Annotated in this window: 3 protein-coding genes and 2 pseudogenes; all 5 read right to left on the bottom strand. The window is 50.0% G+C overall.

The window, feature by feature from the left end; all coding sequences use genetic code 11:
- Positions 1–204, bottom strand: a pseudogene (locus C7534_RS32160) (RHS repeat-associated core domain-containing protein); the annotation flags it as partial.
- Positions 205–1088: 884 nt separating this feature from the next.
- Positions 1089–3200: pseudogene (locus C7534_RS32150) on the bottom strand (RHS repeat-associated core domain-containing protein); the annotation flags it as partial.
- Between the two features lie 294 nt (positions 3201–3494).
- Positions 3495–3833 carry a hypothetical protein gene (locus C7534_RS32145; RefSeq protein ID WP_146206236.1) on the bottom strand — a complete coding sequence of 113 codons (339 nt, stop codon included), beginning with the start codon at positions 3831–3833 and terminating at the stop codon, positions 3495–3497.
- Between the two features lie 82 nt (positions 3834–3915).
- The gene (locus C7534_RS32140; RefSeq protein WP_158283954.1) at positions 3916–4305 is read right to left on the bottom strand and encodes an Imm50 family immunity protein; all 390 of its coding nucleotides are present in this window, start codon (positions 4303–4305) and stop codon (positions 3916–3918) included.
- Positions 4306–4315: 10 nt separating this feature from the next.
- The coding region (locus C7534_RS32135; RefSeq protein ID WP_256594867.1) for an HNH/endonuclease VII fold putative polymorphic toxin at positions 4316–4820 on the bottom strand (505 nt) is incomplete at its 5' end.

Genomic DNA, 4820 nt, shown 5'->3' with positions numbered 1-4820 from the left:
TAGGCGGTTGCCTTTGACGTTGGCCAGGTTTGCGCTGGCTTGGTCACCTTGGCCCAGCAAGTTGCCCGCAGGGTCGTGGGCGAAGCTTTCCGGGGCGGTGCCACGGACGTTGATCAGGCGATCGAGCGGGTCGTAGTGGTAGCTGCGATTGCCTTTGCGGCTGTCGTCGATGCCGGCGAGGTTGCCGTTGGTGTCGTAGGCGTAAGTGAAAAGGGGACGGATTTATTTTCTTTCGCTGAAAATAAATCCGTCCCCTTTATTGTTGCTTTATTGTTTTGCTGGCCTGTTTTTGGTGAGTTAAAGTGGATAGTCACAACGCCATGGAGCTGTGAACAACTCTGGGTTGACTTGGTTGTTTTTCAAAAAGCTATTTATTTCTTCTTCTGAATTCAACTCTTCAAAATTTTCTATATTTATGTCGCGGTCATCTATGCCGTCGCTAGTTTCGAGTGTCTCAATAGGTACTGAAAATATTATGATCGCGTACCGAGAGTTTTTTGAATTGTTTATAAAGTCATAGTATCGAAAAGGATCGTTCGTTAGAAATTTATATTTGTAAATTGCATATATCGCGGCCCATTTACGCGACAGTGGGTCTTCAGAGTTCAATTCTTGCGCAATTGAGTCGTAGCTTTTGCCGTCGAGACCGTACCAAACACTTCGTGGGATTGTTTTCTGCTCGTTCATTTTTGCCCCTCAAATTGATTTGGCCAGTAGATACGGATTACTTTGCCGTCTTTTGGATGTAGTTGCAAATGTGGCAAGGCGGCATGGGGGTCAGTAGGGCTGTGATTCGCCATGTATACTTTTCTGGTTTCGATGTTGGAAACGGGTGTGTCGTCCCAGTGGTAGTATGACTCTTTCCCTTCGGGAGTTACAAAGTAGTCTTTGGCGGTCACGGAGTTAAATTCTTCGGCGTTTCTATAGCCTTCACCTACGTATTTCCCTCTAAATAGCTCCTCAGCCTCTCCTCTGCTGTTAACCGTTACATCTTTCGCCCCGCGATCAAGCTGATCGGAGGCTCTTTTAACTGAAGGGCTTGACCAAGTAACCTCCGGGGTTGGCGGCTCCTTAGTCTCAACTTTAGCTTTGTCGGCGGGATTTTTCGAATCAGGATTGCTCCCGGCCCCTGGACATCCATTCAACCCCAACGGATCCACCCACCCCGTAGGGTTAGGCACGTACTGGTAGTTATTCAACCCACCCGCAAGCTTGATCGGATCCGGCGTCAGATACCGCCCGGTCCCCGGATTGTAGTAGCGATGCCGGTTGTAGTGTAAGCCCGTCTCCGCATCGAAGTACTGCCCCTGAAACCGCAGCGGGTTTTCAATTTCGGCAACATCGAGTGCGACGAGGTTGCCATAAGCGCGGTACTTGGCAGACCACATGATCTCGCCGCTGTAGTCGGTGAGCTCTTGCGGCGTCCCCAGATGATCGAGCTGATAGTAAAACGGCGTCGCCTTCAGTGGACCTTCGCCATCCAGCATCACCAGCGGACGGAAACTACCCGGTTCATAAACGTAAGTGCGATAACGGTTGTCAGCGCTTTCGGCGACGAGGCGTTCGCCTTGCCACAGGAATTCGGTGGTACTTCCGTCGACGATTTTTTCGATGCGGCGGCCGAAGGCGTCGTATTTATAGGTCGCAACGCTACCCCCCGGCAGGCTGGCACCAATCAAACGGTGCTGGCAGTCGTAACGGTATTCGGTGACGAGTTTTTGTCCGGTGCCGCGACGCTCGCGGATCAAGTTGCCGTAGGCGTCGTAGTCGTAATGGCGGTCGCCTTGCATGAGCAGGCGGTTGCCTTTGACGTTGGCCAGGTTTGCGGTGGGTTGGTCGCCTTGACCCAGCAAGTTGCCGGCCGGGTCATGGGCGAAGCTTTCCGGGGTGCTGCCACGGACGTTGATCAGGCGGTCGAGCGGGTCGTAGTGGTAGCTGCGATTGCCTTTGCGACTGTCGTCGATGCCAGCGAGGTTGCCGTTGGCGTCGTAGGCGTAGCGACGGTGGAACAGGTTTCTATCTTCTTGGCTGACGCTGTGTGCTTGCAGACGGCCTTGTTCGTCGTACTGATACTCACTGAGTAGCAGGCCTTGTTGGCGTTTTTGCTCGAGGCCGGCGTTGAACTGATGGGTGGTCAGGCGCGAGCCGTTGAGGTCGATGCTGCTTAGTTGGCCGCCGCGCTGGTGTTGGTAATCGAGCTTGCTGCCGTCCGGGAGGCGGCAGTGGCTGAGTTGTCCAACGCTGTCGTACTCGTAGCGTAGGGTGCCCCAGCCTTGGTGTTCGGTGATCAGGCGGTCTTGTAGGTCGTATTCATACGCCAGCGGCCAGTTGCCGTCATCGACGTTGACCAGACGGCCAAGGGCGTCATAGCTGTAGTGGATCTCCTCGCCATCGGCCAGGGTTTTGACCAGTAAACGGCCAGCAGCGTCGCGCTGATATTCAGTGATAAGTTCACTGCCGTCGTCGCCGAACTCGGTTTTCTTCAGCAGTTGGCCGTTGAGGTCGTATTCATAGGCGGTGCGGCGCCCGTCGAAACCGGTTTCCTGCTGGATCAGGCCGTTAGTGTGGTAGTCAAGATGGTAGTGCTCGCCACGTTCGTTCTCGATCTCTGTCAGCAGTAATCTCGAGTTGTCGTAGCGATAACGCAACTGGCTACCGTCCGGATTGATCCGGCGGCTGACCAGGTGCAGACCATCGGCGTACTCGTAGCGAGTCACGCGGCCTAGCTCATCGCGTTCGGCGGTGATACGACCATAAGGGTTGTAGGTGAACGCACGGGTGGCGCCACCGGGCAGGGTGACTTGCGTCAGACGGCCGACAGCATCCCACTGGTAGTGGGTGATCGCGCCGGTTTCTTCCTGACGAGTAATCTGCCGACCCAGTGCGTCATAGCGGTATTTGCGCTGGCCGCCGTCGGGCAGGCGTTCTTCCAGCAATTGACCGAGGTTGTTCCAGCCCAATTGATGGCGGCTGCCATCAGGATGACGAATTTCCAACAGGCGACCCTGACGGTCGTAGCTGTAGTCGGTTTCGTTTCCATGGGGGTCGGTTTGCTGGGTGATATCGCCCTGACGGTTGCGCTCGTACTTCCAGCGAGCTCTGCCGCGTTGCACATCGATGAGTTGGCCATCGTAGTAGTTGTAGCGAGTCGGTTCATCTTCTGGAGGTACAACCGCAATCAAACGTCCGGCGTCGTTGTATCCATTTCCGTAAGGATTCGTCCTTTGTAGGGAGTTCTTGCGTGATTTCTGTATAAGACTTCGCTTCTAGCCCCCACCAAACTTTTCGCGGGATGATTTGTTGATTTTTCATTTTTGTCCCTCAAAGAAATAAAGGGATATCATCGGTGATGATCAGTCTTCCCTAGTTTGCGGGTTGGACAGGTTTTATACCTGATTTTTCATTTTTACTCCGTGGGTCCAATCTGATTTTTGACGAAGAAAAGAGCAAAGGGCCGAGGTGACGGGAATCAAATTATAATTTTCAATGCTGTTTTAATATTTCTCCAGGTTTTTGTACTTTGAAATTACACCCTCGTCGAGGGGGGTATTTTTTTTGAACCAGTCAATTATATACAAAATTCCGTCGTTAATTGATAGCGTCACATGGTCATCCATGAATTCAAATGAAATGCCCTCTTGCAAATAATCAGGAATGTTCTCTTGGTCGCTGTCAGTGCCGATATAGATGCCAGACATTTCTATGCCAAAGCCTTTTGAGTTAAGAAGACTATCTAGTGCTAAAGGCAAGAAGCTGGGGTTGCACAGGGATAAAGAGTCCCTAAGATCCAGCATGCAGTTATGAATGATGCTCTTTTGTGAACTTGTCAGCATTGGAGTTTTTATCGTATGAAAAGATGGTGGATTGATTTTCTTTCGTTGAAAATAAATCCGTTCTCTTTGTTTTTTTTGTTAGTCATACAGAGCCATCATTGTGATAAGCCTTGATGTTAATTGCCGATATGCTTTGTGCCTTGCACTCGATTTTGCAAAAATTGTTGATTTCTATCTGAATATCGTTGTCGGTGCTATTTTTAATGATGGTTAAATCTAAAGCGCCATAAAAACTAAAATTGGTGATATTGACATTGGTTACATTGTTAAGTAGCAGTTCGAATTCATATTCGTTATATCCGTTCTTTAGCCATTTGTCAGGGGCTTCGTTCCCTTCTATTGCGTTGTATAATGTAAGTGTTATGGAGTTGTCCTTAAAAATCGCGTAAGAAATTTTAAGTTTTTTTGGGGTGTAATTGACTCCGAAAATGGATTCCCACTGTTTTTTGTTTGAAATTAAAGATGTCCACATTTTTATTTGCTCATTCAAAAGTATAGTGTCCGGCAACCTTTCTAAGGTGGAAGGTAGTATTTCGGTGTCCATTGCCAGTGGTCGGATCATACTCCCTTACATTAAGGTGCGGTTTGTAAGAGGAGTGATCCGATGGGTAATCGGTATGTCCATAGGAGTGTTCCTGAATTACCACTCGCTCATTATCCATATTCTGGTAATGATACTCTCGGGCATAAACCATATTGCCTTCTGAGTCCAATACGTTTTGTTTTCCAATACCGAATTCACCCTCTTTGGTAAGAGGGACCCTTTTTACCTCAATTGGATCGGCTGCCATAGGAATTCTGGCATCGCGTTTCGCTTCTCTAAATGCCGCTCTACGAGAACCCATGTCTTTGTCAGTACGCGTCCATTTCTTTTGCCCTGGGCATTCTCCATTCAACCCCAACGGATCCACCCACCCCGTAGGGTTAGGCACGTACTGGTAGTTGTTCAACCCACCCGCAAGCTTGATCGGATCCGGCGTCAGATAC

This window comes from Pseudomonas sp. OV226 (assembly GCF_003148705.1).
Classification (GTDB): domain Bacteria; phylum Pseudomonadota; class Gammaproteobacteria; order Pseudomonadales; family Pseudomonadaceae; genus Aquipseudomonas.
Note: the sequence above shows the minus strand (reverse complement) of the source record. Positions and strands in the feature narration are given on the sequence as shown.

What these genes read in the sequence shown, in the direction of transcription:
- C7534_RS32140 (WP_158283954.1), bottom strand. Translation starts at nt 4,305, where the DNA reads ATGTGGACATCTTTAATTTCAAACAAAAAACAGTGGGAATCCATTTTC.
- C7534_RS32145 (WP_146206236.1), bottom strand. Translation starts at nt 3,833, where the DNA reads ATGCTGACAAGTTCACAAAAGAGCATCATTCATAACTGCATGCTGGAT.